13 protein-coding genes are annotated in these 13,603 nt (G+C 60.2%); 6 read left to right on the forward strand and 7 right to left on the reverse strand.

Going from position 1 to position 13,603, the window contains the following annotated elements:
* Positions 1 to 13: 13 nt before the first annotated feature.
* From BJF91_RS01280 to BJF91_RS01295, 4 genes are all read right to left on the reverse strand, one after another.
* Positions 14 to 742, reverse strand: coding sequence for an SDR family oxidoreductase (locus BJF91_RS01280; protein ID WP_075612686.1), 729 nt, complete (start codon positions 740 to 742; stop codon positions 14 to 16).
* A gap of 22 nt (positions 743 to 764) precedes the next feature.
* The gene (locus BJF91_RS01285) at positions 765 to 2,024 is read right to left on the reverse strand and encodes a sugar ABC transporter permease (protein ID WP_075612687.1); all 1,260 of its coding nucleotides are present in this window, start codon (positions 2,022 to 2,024) and stop codon (positions 765 to 767) included.
* Positions 2,021 to 2,842, reverse strand: coding sequence for an ATP-binding cassette domain-containing protein (locus tag BJF91_RS01290; RefSeq protein WP_075612688.1), 822 nt, complete (start codon positions 2,840 to 2,842; stop codon positions 2,021 to 2,023). The genes BJF91_RS01285 and BJF91_RS01290 overlap by 4 nt, the downstream gene beginning before the upstream one ends.
* 69 nt (positions 2,843 to 2,911) lie before the next feature.
* A complete protein-coding gene (locus tag BJF91_RS01295; protein WP_075612689.1) occupies positions 2,912 to 3,958 on the reverse strand; it encodes an ABC transporter substrate-binding protein in 1,047 nt (348 codons plus the stop codon).
* 275 nt (positions 3,959 to 4,233) lie between these two features.
* Between BJF91_RS01295 and BJF91_RS01300 the strand changes: the two genes are divergently transcribed.
* The 4 genes from BJF91_RS01300 (at position 4,234) to BJF91_RS01315 (ending at position 9,006) form a co-directional block, all read left to right on the forward strand.
* Entirely contained in the window at positions 4,234 to 5,244 is a 1,011-nt protein-coding gene (locus BJF91_RS01300) for a LacI family DNA-binding transcriptional regulator (protein ID WP_075612749.1), read from the forward strand.
* A 236-nt stretch (positions 5,245 to 5,480) separates the two neighbouring features.
* Positions 5,481 to 6,605, forward strand: coding sequence for a beta-galactosidase BglB (gene bglB, locus BJF91_RS01305; RefSeq protein ID WP_075612690.1), 1,125 nt, complete (start codon positions 5,481 to 5,483; stop codon positions 6,603 to 6,605).
* Positions 6,606 to 6,801: 196 nt separating this feature from the next.
* A complete protein-coding gene (locus tag BJF91_RS01310; protein ID WP_075612750.1) occupies positions 6,802 to 8,049 on the forward strand; it encodes an NAD(P)/FAD-dependent oxidoreductase in 1,248 nt (415 codons plus the stop codon).
* Between the two features lie 186 nt (positions 8,050 to 8,235).
* Positions 8,236 to 9,006 (forward strand): CDP-diacylglycerol diphosphatase, encoded by a 771-nt coding sequence (locus BJF91_RS01315; RefSeq protein ID WP_234801506.1) that lies wholly within the window; start codon positions 8,236 to 8,238, stop codon positions 9,004 to 9,006.
* Positions 9,007 to 9,013: 7 nt separating this feature from the next.
* Here BJF91_RS01315 and BJF91_RS01320 read toward each other — a convergent pair whose 3' ends face one another.
* The 3 genes from BJF91_RS01320 to BJF91_RS01330 form a co-directional block, all read right to left on the reverse strand.
* A complete protein-coding gene (locus BJF91_RS01320; RefSeq protein WP_210289109.1) occupies positions 9,014 to 9,556 on the reverse strand; it encodes a gluconokinase in 543 nt (180 codons plus the stop codon).
* A gap of 366 nt (positions 9,557 to 9,922) precedes the next feature.
* Entirely contained in the window at positions 9,923 to 10,393 is a 471-nt protein-coding gene (gene rirA, locus BJF91_RS01325) for an iron-responsive transcriptional regulator RirA (RefSeq protein ID WP_075612692.1), read from the reverse strand.
* Positions 10,394 to 10,655: 262 nt separating this feature from the next.
* On the reverse strand, positions 10,656 to 12,152 hold the full coding sequence (locus tag BJF91_RS01330; protein WP_075612693.1) for a CoA-acylating methylmalonate-semialdehyde dehydrogenase: 1,497 nt from the start codon (positions 12,150 to 12,152) through the stop codon (positions 10,656 to 10,658).
* A 113-nt stretch (positions 12,153 to 12,265) separates the two neighbouring features.
* On the opposite strand from BJF91_RS01330, the gene BJF91_RS01335 reads away from it, so the two are divergent.
* A complete protein-coding gene (locus BJF91_RS01335) occupies positions 12,266 to 13,147 on the forward strand; it encodes a LysR family transcriptional regulator (protein ID WP_075612694.1) in 882 nt (293 codons plus the stop codon).
* Between the two features lie 21 nt (positions 13,148 to 13,168).
* A complete protein-coding gene (locus BJF91_RS01340) occupies positions 13,169 to 13,597 on the forward strand; it encodes an OsmC family protein (protein WP_075612695.1) in 429 nt (142 codons plus the stop codon).
* Positions 13,598 to 13,603: the final 6 nt, after the last annotated feature.

Here is a 13,603-nt window from a genome sequence, read left to right on the forward strand (position 1 = left end):
AACCTGACAGACTCTAGAGATCGACGCTGTTGGGCAGGATCACCAGATCGCGGATCGTCACATTACGCGGCCTCGACAGCATGAAAAGCACGGCATCGGCCACTTCCTTCGGCTGCATCAGGCTGCCATTGGCAAGCGCTTCTTCCATCTTGGCCTTTGGCCAATCATCGAGCAGCGCGGTCACGACGGGACCCGGCAATACCGCACCGACACGAACCCCATGCTTGGCAACCTGGCGGCGCGTGGAATGCACGAAGGCCTGCACGGCGAATTTTGATGCGGTGTAGATCGGCTCCCAGATGACGGGAACGACGCCGGCAATCGAGCTGGTGAAGAGAATATCGCCCGACTTCTGCGCGATCATATGGGGCAGAACCGCATGCACCGAGCGGAAGGCGGCATTGATGTTGAGGTTCAGCATCCGGTCCCAGGCATCCGGATCGCCCTCGGCCACCGGGCCACCGATATAGGCGCCGGCATTGGCGTGGAAGATGTCGAGGCGGCCGGCGAGATCAAGAATGCGCGGCAGTATGCTCGAGACATCGGGACCGTCGAGCAGGTCGACCACCAGCGGCTTGGCGCGCTCGCCAAGCTCGGCGCAGAGCGTTTCGAGCTTTTCCTTGGCTCGGTCGATCAGCACGACGGTTGCTCCTTCGGCAATCAGGGTGCGGGCGCATTCGAGGCCGATGCCGGAAGCGGCGCCGGTGATGGCGGCAGTCTTGCCCTTCATCAATTCAGTCATAACAAATCTCCGATTCTATGGATCAAGCGCGGCCGTGGCTAACGCGGGAGCGACGGGCAAGCGAGTCGACGATGACGGCGATGGCAAGCACGGCACCTGTTATCATGTAGCGCAGCGACGAACTCAGGTTCAAAAGCGTCAAACCGTTGGAAATGGCTTGGATGACGATGATGCCGAGCAGGGCCGAATAGGCGCTGCCGCGACCGCCAAACAGGCTGGTTCCGCCGATAACGGCTGCGGCGATGGCATTGAGGTTGACGTCACCGGTGCCTGCCTGCTGGCTGGACGAAGCCAGACGAGCCGCCGACAGCGTGCCGCCAAGCGCTGCAAGCGTCGAGCAGAGCATGAAGGCGCTGGTATAGATGCGGCGCACGTTGATGCCGGAGCGGCGTGCGGCCTCGCGGTTGCCGCCAACGGCAAACATCGAGCGGCCCCATTTGGTCTTGGTCAGCGCGTAGTTGAGGGCAATGACAAGGGCGACGAACAAGCCGAACATCCACGGCACGCCACGGCCGAGATTGAGGTAATAGACCGCAGCCTCGACAATGACGGTGACGGCGACAGCCTTGACCACAATCGTACTGAGCGGCTGCGAGGACAGATTGACCTTTTGACGGCGCGCCCGGATCACCAGCCCCGCGAGGATCATCACGCCGCCGGGCACCAGAGCCAGCAGATGCGAGAGCCAGTGCGGCATGACCAGGATCTGGCCGAAGCGGACAAGCGGCGAGGCATAGGGCAGATTGATGCTGCCGGTGGGGCCAAGGATATAGAGCTGCATGCCCAGGAGCGCGAGCAGCCCGGCAAGCGTTGCCACGAAGCTCGGCATGCCCAGCCTGTTATAAAGAAGGGCATAGAGCGCGCCGACCACGGCACCGGTCGCAAGTGCTGCGACAATGGCAAGCGGCAGCGGCAGGCCGGTATTGACCCAGAGTACGCCTATGATCGCTGAAGCGAGACCGCTCATCGATCCGACCGACAAGTCGATTTCACCGAGGATCAGCACGCAGACGATGCCGAGCGAGATGATGCCGACAGTGGCGCAGTCGAATAGCAGGTTCACCAGATTGTTCGGCGCGAGAAAGATTGGGTTGAGAATGCTGAACACCGTCGAGATGACGATGAGGCCGACGGCCACCGGCAGCATGCCGAGATCGCCGGAGCGAACCCGGGCAATGAAGGCACTGAGCATGCCGGCAAGCCCGACGGAATGTTTGACGCGCTCGTCACTGCGATCGAGCGCCAGCGGGGTTTTGTTTTCGTTCGACATCGGATTGCTCATGCGTGGCTCCCGCCGTGTTCGGCCTGCTCGCCGGTCTTGCGGCCGATGCGGCGCGACACGGCATTTTCGGTGGCACCGGTAATGGAGGCCACGAGTTCCTGATTGGAGGCGTCAGGCGTGAAGACGCCATTGTTCTTGCCGAGGCGCAGGACCACGATGCGGTCGGCGACGGCGCGCACGTCTTCCATGTTGTGACTGATGATGATGACGCCGAGGCCGCGCTCGCGCACCCGCTCGATCAGGTTCAGCACTTCCGCCGTCTGGGCAACGCCAAGCGCCGCCGTTGGCTCGTCGAGCATGATGATCTTCGGGTCGAGCAGCAGCGAGCGGGCGATGGCAACCGTCTGGCGCTGACCGCCCGACAGAGAGGCGATCGGTTCGCGAACGGAGGGAATGCGGGCCGCAAGTTCCCGCAGCAGCGTCCACGCCCGGACCTCCATGGCCACCTCATCGAGATTCCACGGCGACATCTCGTGGCCGAGAAACAGATTGGCGACGACATCGAGATTTTCGCACAGCGCCAGATCCTGGAACACGGTGGCGATACCAAGCTCGAGCGCGCGGCTCGGGCTATCCAGCGACACTTCCTGACCGCAGAACTCGATACGACCGGAACTCGGCTGGTGGACACCCGCCAGAACCTTGATCAGCGTCGACTTGCCCGCGCCATTGTCGCCCACGAGCGCGACGACTTCGCCGGCCTTCACTTCCAGCTCGATATCGGTGAGGGCCGACACCGCGCCGAAGTTCTTCGAGACATTGCTCAGCTTCAAGATGGTCGTGCCCTTGGTCGGCAAACCGTTGTCATTGCGTTGCATAACGAAGCGCTCTTCTTTGAAAGGGATACGCCCGGCCGGGAAAGCCCCGACCGAGCGGCTTGGGAGCTATTACTTGGTGATACCGAGCTTCTTGCAGCCGGCTGCATATTCGCCGGTGCAGACTTCCTCGGGCTTCTGAATGCCCTTGTCGAAGATTTCGGCTTTGATGTTCTCGGCCGTGACGACAGCAGGCACGAACAACTGGGACGGCGTCTTGTACAGGGTCGTCTTGGCTTCCGGCGTCTCGCCCTTCAGCAGCTTGACCGCGACATTGGCCGCCGCAGCGGCTACGATTTCCGATGGCTTGGAAATCGTGTTGTACTGGTCGCCCGAGATGATCAGCTGCAGGGCAGCGATCGTCGCGTCATTGCCTGTCACAGGCGGAACCGGATTGACGCCAGCGGCCGTGAAGGCAGCGATCGCGCCGCCGCCGGTGCCGTCATTGGCAGCGACCACGCCCTTGATATCGGCGCCAAAGCGGGTGATCTGGCCCGCAGCCCATTCCTGCGCCTTCGGCGGCGCCCATTCCGGCGTGTCGAATTCGGCAAGCGTCTTATAGCCGGAGTCCTTCAGGCCACGGTGGATACCGTCGCGGATAAGGCCGGCGGCAGCGTCGGTCGGCGAGCCGTTGATTTCCAGAACGCCCGCACCCTTGGCAACGCCGGTCTTCTTCAGATGCTCGACGAGCGACTGGGCAATGGCATGGCCGATGCCTTCGTTGTCGAAGGACACGTAATAGTCAGCAGGCTTGTCCGGGATCGGGCGGTCATAGGCGATGACCTTGACGCCCTGGGACTGGGCGATTTCGACGAGCCCGGCGGCTGCCGCCGAGTCGACCGGATCGAGAACCACGACCTTTGCGCCCTGGGCAATGACCGAATTGAACTGCTGCTGCTGCAGCGACATGTCGGCATTGGCATTCTGGTAGATGACCGTGCAGGACGGGCAGATCTTGGTCATCTCCGCCTTGAAGCCCGGGAAGTCGTGCTTCTCGTAGCGTGTCGAGGCCTGGTCAGGCATCAGGAAAGCAACCGTGGCAGCTTCCTGCGCGCGGGCAGTGCCGGACACCATCGCCGCAACGGCAATGCTGGTCAGCAGCATGGAACGAAATGTCATCTCTTGTTTCTCCTCCTTGAGTAGGCAAAGCCCGGGTCGAGAGACCAGTCCGGCCGTCCTTCCGCTTCCCTCCGCGTCGCCCCGACATCAGGACGCAGACCATTGTCCGTCGCCGGTCCGATCGGCGCCGCTGGGCAGGATACTGGCTGAACGCCTCCCGGTCGGCCCTCCACAGCCAACCTTGTAACATCGATTGAGCATCGCTGCTCAATCGATGAAGCAAGAATTGCCACTTCATACGATTGATGTCAAGGTGGCTTAAGCAGGAGGAATTCGTGAATCAGCAGCGCCCGCAGAAGAAGACGACGATCTACGATCTGGCCGAGCTTGCCGGCACGTCGGCCAGTGCCGTCAGCGCCGTGCTGACCGGCAACTGGAAAAAGCGGCGGATCAGCAGCCAGCTTGCCGAAAAGATCACCCGGATTGCCGAGGAACAGGGCTATGCGGTCAATATGCAGGCCAGCCTTTTGCGGCGGGAAAAATCCCGCATCATCGGCATGATCGTACCCAAATACGATAACCGCTATTTCGGCGAGATCGTCGAGACCTTCGAAATCATGGCGCGCGAGCGCGACCTGTTCCCGATCATCACCTGCACGCTGCGAGATCCGGATCTGGAAGTGGAAGCGGCGCGTACCATGCTGTCCTACCAGGTGGAATGGCTGATCTCAACCGGGGCAACGGACCCGGATCGGATCACGGATATCTGCCACGCCGCCGGTGCGCGCAGCCTCAATCTCGACCTGCCAGGCACCCGGGCGCCGTCGATCATTTCCGACAATTTTGCCGGTGCGCGCGAACTGACGAAGCGCACGCTTCTTAACCACCAACGCAAGACCGGAGAGCTGGCGCCGCTGCTGTTCATCGGCGGTCGCGGCAGCGACCACAATACGGCAGAGCGTATCCGGGGCTTTCGCATGGCTCATCAAGACCTCGGCGTGCCGATCGAAGAACACCACATCCTCGCCAACGGTTACGCGCCTGAAAAGGCGGCACAGGCCTTGAGCGCCCTTTCCGCCTCGGAAGGCAGCGTGCCGCGCGGCATGTTCGTCAATTCGACCATTTCGCTTGAAGGGGTGATGCGCTGGATCAAGTCCTCGCCACTGTTCGACGGCGCCCCGCCCATCATCGGCTGCTTCGACTGGGACCCCTTCGTTGCCCTGCTTGGCCAGGATATCGAGATGGTCCGGCAGGACGTCTCCGGCATGCTGAAGGCGACTTTCGATATCCTCGAAAAAGGCGGCAGCGACAAAAAGCTGATCGAGATTGCTCCGATCTTCGGTTAGGTCCGCAACTCCTTGTGATTTACCACTCCCCCTCGCTCGACACCCAAAGTCGTGCCCTTTCACACTTGCAATCGCGTGCGGTCCATGCTCCCTTCGCGCTGACGCTGTGGAGGGCGTCTACAGTGCCTTGCGCCATATAGGACGCACAAAGGTTCGCTGTAGGACTTTAAATTTGCTGCATAATTTCTCCTCAAATCGATGCCGGTTTCAGGAATTATGCGGGAGGAGGAAAATCTATGAGCATGCATCCCTTGCTGGCCCAGCCGGACCGTTTCTTGCCGCGCCAGGCGGTTATCGAGCTGATCGGTCGCTTGACCGACAATCTCATCAATATCGAAGACAAGACCGGCGAATTTCTGCTGCGGCTGGACGATGGCCGGGTGATCGACACCAAGGGCTGGGCCGGCTGGGAATGGACGCATGGCATCGGCCTCTACGGCCTGTTCAAATATTGGCGGCAGACTGGCGACGCCAAGGCGATGGCCGTGATCACCGACTGGTTTTCGGCACGGCTGGCCGAGGGCACGCCGACCAAGAACATCAACACCGTCTGCCCGTTCCTGACGCTTGCCTGCCTCTACGAGCATGCGCCCAACCCCTCCTTCATTCCCTATCTCGAGACCTGGGCCGACTGGGTGATGAATGACATGCCGCGCACGCGGGAGGGCGGGCTGCAGCATATTGTCTATAACAGCGTCAACGACCAGCAGATGTGGGACGATACGCTGATGATGAGCGTGATGCCGCTCGCCAAGATCGGCCTTTTGCTGAATAGGCCCGAATATGTCGAGGAGGCGAAGTATCAGTTCCTGATCCATAGCCAATATTTGGCCGACCGCGCCTCTGGCCTGTGGTTCCACGGCTGGACTTTCGACGGTAATCACAACTTTGCCCGGGCGCTCTGGGCGCGTGGCAATTCCTGGGTGACGATCGCCATTCCCGAATTCATCGACCTCCTGCAATTGCCAGAGGGCGATGCGCTGCGCCGGCATCTGATCTCGACGCTTGATCGCCAGGCCGCAGCGCTTGCCAAATATCAGCACTCATCCGGCCTGTGGCACACGCTTGTCGATGACGAGAACAGCTATCTGGAGGCCTCGGCTACGGCAGGCTTCGCCTATGGCCTGATGAAAGCGGTGCGCAAACGCTATATCAGCGCCGACTACCGGGCCGTCGCTGAAAAAGCGGTGCGCGGCGTGATCGGACATATCGATGACAAGGGCGAATTGAACCAGGTCTCCTTCGGCACCGCGATGGGATCGGATCTCGCTTTTTACCGCAATATCAAGCTGACCTCGATGCCTTACGGTCAGGCCATGGCCATTCTCTGCCTGTCGGAATATTTGCGTACATATATCTGAGCAGCCACAGCCAGAGATTGCAGTAACGAGGCGCCACAGGAGGACATCCTTTGGCGTTCCGGCTTTTACGAATGGCGGGACGCACTGCCGCTGCGCAATTGTGCTTGAAAGCTTCTATTTCAGAAAGTTTTCAATTGCGTAGCTGCATCAGCTTTTGCATGGTCATGACAGTCTCTGTCTGACCGTGGATTTCCTCATGTCTGTCGATGCAATTGTTCTTGGCGCCGGAATTGTCGGCGTGTCCACCGCCGTTCAGCTGGCAAGGCGCGGGAAATCGGTTGTTCTGGTCGACAGACGCGGCGCCGGCGAGGAAACTTCCTTTGGCAATGCCGGACTGATCCAGCGCGAAGGCCTTGTGCCCTATGCCTTCCCGCAGGATCTCGGGCTTATCCTGCGCTACGGCCTCAACAACCGGATCGACGCTCATTATCACCTCACGGCCCTGCCGAAGGTTTTCCGCTTTCTGTCCTCCTATTTCTGGCACTCCAACCCGGCGCGTCATGCTGTCATCGCCCGTTCCTATGCGCCGTTGATCGAAAATTCGATCAACGAGCACAAGGAACTCATCGAGGCAGCGGGCGCGGAGCGCTTCATCCGCAAGGACGGCTGGGTCGAGGCCTTTCGCACTGGCGCGGTACGCGACAAGGCGGCAACCGAGGCCGAACGGCTGGCACGGGAATACGGTATCGACTGTCAGGTGCTGACGTCAGAGGAGTTGGCCCGTGCGGAACCGCATCTCAGCCGGGATTTCATCGGCGCCTTGAAATGGAACGATCCTTGGTCGGTTCTGGACCCTGAAGGCTTGACCAAGGCCTATCTCGCCTATTTCGAAAGCCTCGGCGGTCGCTTTGTGAAGGGCGATGCCAAGAGCCTGAAACAGGTCGGTAGCGGCTGGCAGGTCATGACCGACGACGGCACCGTCGATGGCGCGCAGCTGGTTCTGGCGCTTGGCCCCTGGGCGGGTGATATCACCACGCAGCTCGGCTACAATCTTCCGCTCGGGGTCAAGCGCGGCTACCACATGCATTACGGCAGCACCGGCAATGCTGTGCTGAACAACTGGCTGATGGACAAGGAGCGCGGCTATTTCCTCAACCCTATGACGCAGGGCATCCGCCTGACGACAGGAGCGGAATTTGCCCTGCGCGACGCGCCGAAGACACCGGTGCAGTTGGCACGGGCCGAAGCCGTGGCGCGCACCATCTTCCCGCTGGCCGAGCGGCTGGATGCCGAGCCCTGGATGGGTGCGCGACCCTGCACACCCGACATGATGCCCGTCATCGGCAAGGCACCGCGCCACAAGGGTCTATGGTTCGCCTTCGGCCACGCCCATCATGGGCTGACGCTCGGCCCGGTCACGGGCCGGCTGCTGGCCGAGGCGATGTATGGCGAGACCCCTTTTCTCGACATCACCCCATACCGGCCGGAGCGCTTCGGCGCCTGAGCCGGCCCCGCATTCCCGATCCCAAAATCATTGCTTCGCGGTGTCGCCGAGAGGATCGCGAAACTGTGACCGGCCGGGCGCATTCCGTCATGTCTTCGCAATCCGGCGATGCTTAAAGTTTTCCAAATCGCTGGTTCTCTATCCAATCGAGATCGAGAGCTGGCTGGAATTCTTAAGAGGTATGTCATGACATCAAACTGCGGTCGGCTTCCTGCAACCATGCTTTCACGCCTTGTGCGCCCGTTGGTGCTGGGGCTGCTTGGCCTAACGGCGCTGGCGTCGGTGGCATACGCCGATCCCGATGCGCTGTGGAAAATCGTTCACGAGAAATGCGTCGTGGCGACAGCGCCCTGCGTCAAGGTCAATGCGGGCGAGCACTATGCCCTGCTCAAGGACCAACGCGGCGTGGCTCAGCATCTGCTGATCCCGACCGACAAGATCACCGGCATCGAAAGCCCGGCCCTGCTCCTGTCATCCACGCCAAATTTCCTGGCCGATGCCTGGAAGGAGCGCGCCGCCGTCGATGCCAAACTGCCACATCCCCTGCCCCGTGACGCCGTCAGCCTTGCGGTGAATGCCGAGAATGCGCGTTCGCAAAACCAACTGCATATTCACATCGATTGCCTGAGCACCGACGCGCATGCCGCCTTGGCAAAAGTCGCCGACACGATCGGTACCGACTGGGCACCTTTGCCGATCGAGATTGCCGGCCATCATTTTCAGGCGATGCGGTTCGAGGGAGAGGATCTCGGCAATTACAATCCTTTCCTGGCGCTGGCCAAGACACTGAAAGACCCTCAGACGGAGATGTCCGCACGCAATCTCGTCGTGGTCGGCGCGACGTTCTCTCACGGCCCAGGCTTCATCGTGCTGTCCGATATCGCGCCACCCGCCGTGATTGGTCATGCCGGGGGAGAAGATGTGCAGGACCACAGTTGCCTGATCGATCCCGCATAGTTGTACTTCACTTTAACTGGGAGAGACCGGCGGCGGCTGATTCTACGATGGCATCGATGTTCTGGTCGATGTCGACCGTGATGACAGCAGGCTCGCCGGTTGGCGTTTCAAGCGTTGCAAGCTGGCTTTCCAGGAGGCTGACCGGCATGAAATGACCGGTGCGTTCGCCCATCCGCTTGCTCAATAGCGCCTTTGAGCCCTCCAGATAGACGAAAGCGGTACGATGCCCTGTCGCTTCACGCAGACGGTCGCGATAGCTTTTTTTCAGCGCCGAACACGACACTATGATCGAGGTTCCCTGCCGCAAAGCAACTGCAAGACGGTCGCCGATCGCTTCCAGCCACGGCCAGCGGTCCTCATCCGTCAGCGGCGTACCCTTCGCCATTTTTTGGACATTGGCAATCGGATGCAGGCTGTCGCCCTCGAGAAAAGTCACGTCGAGCATTTTGGCAAGGCCAGCGCCGATGGAGCTCTTACCGCAGCCGCTGACACCCATAACGATAATGGCCCATGGCCGGTCTCGAAGTTTATCGGCGATTTCTTGAGTCATACGGCTTCTCCACAGCATCAAGTTTGTCACGGAAGTGGACACTGGTTTTCCCGAAAACACAAACAGAAACAAAGGAAACGAACATCAGTCTGGTTCTATCTGAACCGGACGGGTTCTCGTTCAGTCACTGTCATAACCTCTCATGAGGTAACGCATTGGCGCCAAGGGTCAACGCTCCGTTTTAAAAGATCGCTGGAATGATTCAGTGTTTCGTGAACCACTGAACCATTCCAGCCTCTCGTTTTTGCGCATTCTGGAAGGGAGTAAATTTCCATCGCTGCGGCAAGGCCGTAGCGCATAAACGAAAAACGCCCCGGTGCTATGGCCGGAGCGCTGCATCTCATGAATAAATTTGGAGTTCCGGCGTCAGGCGGCAGGTGCGGCAGCCAGACGCGGCATGTCTTCGATGCCCAGCAGGAAGTTGATCTGCGGGCGCGCCTTGACGAGGTCGTCGATGGAATATTCGGCGAGAACGGCGAAAAACGCATTGAGCGCCTTGCGCAGCGCCGAATTCAGGCCGCAGCTATCGATCAGCGGGCAATCGACGTCGCCGTCATCTTCAAAGCATTCCGCCATGGCAAAGCTGTCTTCCGTCACTTTGACGACGTCGAACAGGCTGATCTTTTCCGGCGCGCGGCCAAGACGTACACCGCCATTGCGGCCACGCACGGTTTCAACCAGGCCGGCTTTGTTCAGCGGCTGCAGGATCTTGAACAGGAAAAGCTCCGACACGCCATAAGCCTTGGCGATTTCGGGGATGCGGCTCAGGTGGTCCTTGTTCGCCGCGCAATACATCAGAATGCGTACCGCGTAATTGGTCTGCTTCGTCAAGCGCATGCGACACTCCTTAAGCTCGTCCCGGCAACCCGACCGCTGAACCCCTTGGCAAGCTGCCAGATGTCAGCGGGCATGTCAGCCCTTCGTGCGTTGGTCGAGGCATATATAATGGCTTTTGTACTTTTGAACAATTCCAAATTAACGTTTTCTGAGTGTTCCCCTCAAGAAAACTTTTTCATGGCTGCCTGCTGGCCATATATGCAAAAGGCGGGTTCGAAAACCCGCCTTTCATAATCAAATCAGATGAAAACGCCCGAGGGCATCACTTCATCGTCGGCATAACAAATTCTGCGCCATCCTTGATGCCCGAGGGCCAACGGCTGGTGACGGTCTTGGTGCGGGTCCAGAACTTGATCGAGTCGGTGCCGTGCTGGTTGAGATCGCCGAAGGAAGATGCCTTCCAGCCGCCGAAGGAGTGATAGGCGAGCGGAACCGGAATCGGTACGTTGACGCCGACCATGCCGATATTGATGCGCGAAGCAAAATCACGGGCAGCATCGCCGTCGCGGGTGTAGATGGCGACACCGTTGCCGTATTCATGCTTCATCGGCAGGTCGAGGGCTTCTTCGTAATTCTTGGCGCGCACAACTGACAGAACCGGCCCAAAGATCTCGGTCTTGTAGATGTCCATATCAGGCGTGACGTTGTCGAACAGGCAACCGCCAACGAAATTGCCGTTTTCATAGCCCTGGAGCTTGAAGTCGCGGCCATCGACGACAAGCTTGGCGCCGGCGGCAACGCCGCTGTCGATCAGGCCGATGATGCGGTCGCGGGCTTCCCTGGTGATAACAGGACCCAGATCGGCCTTGTCATCGGTATAAGGACCGATCCGCAGGTTTTCGACCATGGGGGTCAGCTTTTCGATCAGGCGGTTGGCGGTTTCCTCGCCAACAGGCACGGCCACCGAAATCGCCATGCAACGCTCACCGGCCGAGCCATAGCCTGCGCCCATCAGCGCGTTGGCGGCCTGATCGAGATCGGCATCCGGCATGATGATCATGTGGTTCTTGGCACCGCCGAAGCACTGGGCGCGCTTGCCGTTGGCCGCTGCCGTGCCATAGACATAGCGGGCAATCGGCGTCGAGCCGACGAAGGAGATCGCGCCGACATCTGGATGGCTGAGCAGTCCATCGACAGCAGCCTTGTCGCCGTTGACGACGTTGAGAATACCGGCGGGAAGGCCGGCCTCGATCATCAATTCGGCAAGACGGATCGGCACGGACGGGTCACGTTCCGATGGCTTCAGGATGAAGGCATTGCCGCAGGCGATCGCAGGCGCAAACATCCACATAGGGATCATGGCGGGGAAGTTGAAAGGCGTGATGCCGGCGCCGATGCCGACGGCCTGGCGGATCGAATACATATCGATATTGGGGCCGGCGCCTTCGGTGAACTCGCTCTTCGAGAGATGCGGGATGCCGATCACGAATTCGCAGACTTCGAGACCGCGGATGATGTCGCCCTTGGCGTCCTCGATGGTCTTGCCATGCTCGCGCGACAGAATTTCAGCCAGCTCATCCATGTGCTTGTTGAGCAATTCGACGAATTTCATGAAGACGCGTGCGCGGCGCTGCGGATTGGTGGCTGCCCACTTGGGCTGGGCGGCCTTGGCATTTTCCACTGCTGCATTCAATTCGGCGGCGCTGGCCAGCGAAATCTCGCCCTGTGCTTCGCCGGTGGCGGGGTTGAAAATCGGCTGCTTGCGGCCGGATGTGCCCGCGACATGCTTGCCGCCAATGAAATGACCGATCTGATACATGATGTTCCTCCAGCTTTGCTTTTTTCCTGCCCAGACTATCGCGCACTGATTTGCGCAAAGCAATGCGCTGATTTAGGTATCCGTTGTGCGTAAATTGATGTTGGGTCACGATTATGAATTGGGATGATGTCCGGATTTTTCTAGCTGTGGCCCGCACAGGCCAGATCCTTGCAGCCTCACGCCGACTGGGGCTGAACCACGCTACTCTGTCGCGGCGGCTAACGGCGCTTGAGGACGCGCTGAAGACCCGGCTTTTCGTGCGGCGCACCAATGGCTGCGAGCTGACCGCCGAGGGCGAGACTTTTCTCGCTTCTGCCGAGCGGATGGAAACCGAGATGCTGGAAGCACAAGCCAGGCTCGGCCGCACCGATACCAAGGTTGCGGGCACGGTGCGGATCGGCGCGCCCGACGGCTTCGGCGTATTCTTCCTTGCCTCGCGGCTGAGCGGATTGATCGAGCGGCATCCGGAGCTGAAAATACAGCTGGTGCCCGTGCCGCGCTCTTTCTCACTGTCTCAGCGCGAGGCGGACATCGCCGTCACGCTGGAGCGGCCAGACCAGGGCCGGCTCGTCTCGGCGCATCTGACCGATTATACACTCGGGCTCTATGGCGAGCGCCGCTATCTCGAGCGCCATGGCCTGCCCGAAAGCGTCGAGGCGCTGAAGAACCATCGGCGGATCGGCTATGTCGAGGATCTGCTCTTTACCCAGTCGTTGAATTTCACTGGCGAGGTGATGCGAAACTGGAATGCCGGCTTCGAGATCTCGTCTGCCATCGGACAGACGGAAGCGGTGCTGGCCGGCGCCGGCATCGGCATCCTGCACAGTTATATTGCCCGCCAGCACGACAATCTGGTGCGGGTCCTGCCCGATCTTACCCTGCGTCGGGCCTATTGGACCACCTATCACGAGAGCCTGCGCGACCTCGCCCGCATTCGCACCGTCGTGGATTACTTAAGCGAGCGGGTCGATGCCGAGCGCTCGATCTTTCTATAATCAGCCGACAAAGGAGCCCCAATGGCCGATCCGAAAATCAGAACCCGTCCGGTGGGCGCCAGCGCCGTTATCGGCCGCACCGGCTTTCCGCAGATCACCTCGGCAACCGGCGGAGAGCTGAGCATCGTCACCGGCCCATCGCAGCCCGGTTTCAACCCGCTCGACCTGCTCTACGCGTCGCTCGCCGGTTGCCTTGCGATCAGCGCCCGGCTTGCGGCAACCGAGCTCAAGGTGATGGACAAGATTACCGACATCACCGCCGCCGTCACGGGCGAAAAGGCAACGGAAGGCCTGTCGCGTGTCGCACGCTTCGATATCACCCTGACGATTCGAGGTGATATCGACGACGACACCCGCCGAGCGATTGCGCAAAAGGCCGAACACGAAATCTGCACGGTCAGCAACACGATTTCCGGAACGCCGGAATTCCTGACGACTGTGCTGGCCTAACGCACA

This window comes from Gillisella taibaishanensis (genome assembly GCF_001938985.1).
GTDB lineage: Bacteria > Pseudomonadota > Alphaproteobacteria > Rhizobiales > Rhizobiaceae > Allorhizobium > Allorhizobium taibaishanense.

Excerpts from the sequence above, each read along its gene's own strand:
- BJF91_RS01320 (WP_210289109.1), bottom strand. The coding sequence starts at position 9,556 with ATGACTCAAGAAATCGCCGATAAACTTCGAGACCGGCCATGGGCCATT.
- BJF91_RS01335 (WP_075612694.1), top strand. The coding sequence starts at position 12,266 with ATGAATTGGGATGATGTCCGGATTTTTCTAGCTGTGGCCCGCACAGGC.
- bglB (WP_075612690.1), top strand. The coding sequence starts at position 5,481 with ATGAGCATGCATCCCTTGCTGGCCCAGCCGGACCGTTTCTTGCCGCGC.
- BJF91_RS01295 (WP_075612689.1), bottom strand. The coding sequence starts at position 3,958 with ATGACATTTCGTTCCATGCTGCTGACCAGCATTGCCGTTGCGGCGATG.
- BJF91_RS01315 (WP_234801506.1), top strand. The coding sequence starts at position 8,236 with ATGACATCAAACTGCGGTCGGCTTCCTGCAACCATGCTTTCACGCCTT.
- rirA (WP_075612692.1), bottom strand. The coding sequence starts at position 10,393 with ATGCGCTTGACGAAGCAGACCAATTACGCGGTACGCATTCTGATGTAT.
- BJF91_RS01330 (WP_075612693.1), bottom strand. The coding sequence starts at position 12,152 with ATGTATCAGATCGGTCATTTCATTGGCGGCAAGCATGTCGCGGGCACA.
- BJF91_RS01290 (WP_075612688.1), bottom strand. The coding sequence starts at position 2,842 with ATGCAACGCAATGACAACGGTTTGCCGACCAAGGGCACGACCATCTTG.
- BJF91_RS01340 (WP_075612695.1), top strand. The coding sequence starts at position 13,169 with ATGGCCGATCCGAAAATCAGAACCCGTCCGGTGGGCGCCAGCGCCGTT.
- BJF91_RS01285 (WP_075612687.1), bottom strand. The coding sequence starts at position 2,024 with ATGAGCAATCCGATGTCGAACGAAAACAAAACCCCGCTGGCGCTCGAT.
- BJF91_RS01280 (WP_075612686.1), bottom strand. The coding sequence starts at position 742 with ATGACTGAATTGATGAAGGGCAAGACTGCCGCCATCACCGGCGCCGCT.
- BJF91_RS01310 (WP_075612750.1), top strand. The coding sequence starts at position 6,802 with ATGTCTGTCGATGCAATTGTTCTTGGCGCCGGAATTGTCGGCGTGTCC.